At 57.1% G+C, this 1,193-nt stretch carries 1 pseudogene; it reads right to left on the bottom strand.

From position 1 onward, the window contains the following. Positions 1 to 1,193: pseudogene (locus A1OO_RS23440) on the bottom strand (hypothetical protein); the annotation flags it as partial.

The following is a 1,193-nucleotide window of genomic DNA, read 5'->3' as shown; positions in this document are numbered from 1 at the left end:
CTGCGCCCGAGAGCGGCGTCAATTCGATGTTACTAAGGCGGATCGCCCCGCTATAGAAGCTGGAATCGACGTAGAAGTCAGGGGTGTCGCCGGAGTAGGCAACGTCACGAAGCACCGTGTCGTTGCGCAAGTAGGTGACCGTGCCCGCATTGACTTGGATGGTCATTGTGTCTCCCACAGAGACACTGCCCGCGCCAAAGTTGGTGCGATACGCCCCATTTTCATAGATGTAGAGTGTGGAGCCCACGAGGTAGAAGGCGTAATCAATGTCGGCATAGCTGGCGGAGCTTTCCACGCTGCCCAGACCCATCATGTTGTTACTGCCCAGCGCATCGACTCGGAACGAGAAACGGTAGTTGTCGTTAAAGCCATAGGTGGAGAAACGCGCTGAATTGGCTTGATAGGTCCAGCTGCCGCCGTTGGCACTGAGCACGCCATCCGTGAAGCTCGCGCCGTAAAGCGTCGGCCAATCTGTGACGTCAGCGTGAGTGCGTGATTCTAAATCGTCACTTAAGCCGTCGTTATCACGGTCAATGTCGCTGTTGTCACCCACGCCGTCATTGTCGGAATCGGTGGTTTCAGCGGCGTCTTCAGGGAAAGCGTCGCTGTTATCGCCGACGCCATCGCCGTCCGTGTCGGTGGTCTCCGACGCATCCGTTGGGAAGGCATCACTGTTATCGCCCACGCCATCGCCATCGGTGTCGGTGGTCTCCGTTTCATCCGTAGGGAAGGCATCGCCGTTGTCACCGACGCCATCACCGTCGGTGTCGGTGTCTTCGTTCGGATCGAACGGGAACGCATCGTAAATATCTAACGTGCCGTCGTTGTCATCGTCGTCATCGTTCGGGTTCGAGAGGCCGTCGCCGTCTGCATCTTCGGCGCGATCATCGACCCCGTTGTTGTTGACGTCGTGACCGCCGAGTTCGTCATTGCCATCGAGCATGCCATCGCCATTGGAATCAAACGCCGCAAAGTCACTGGCGGCCATGTCAAAGGCCGTGCCGTCGTTCTCTGCGTTTTGGCTTTCCAAGTCGAGGTAATCAGGAATGCCGTCACCGTCAGAATCGGGGGCGGGATCAACGCTGGCTTGCAGGTCAATGCTATCGACCTTGAGATCGCCGTCGTTATCGGCCAAGCCTGCTTCAATCACATCCGGGATGGTGTCGTTATCACTGTCCAAATCGACATCGTTA

It is taken from the genome of Enterovibrio norvegicus FF-33 (assembly GCF_000286835.2).
Taxonomy (GTDB): domain Bacteria; phylum Pseudomonadota; class Gammaproteobacteria; order Enterobacterales; family Vibrionaceae; genus Enterovibrio; species Enterovibrio norvegicus_A.
Note: the sequence above shows the minus strand (reverse complement) of the source record. Positions and strands in the feature narration are given on the sequence as shown.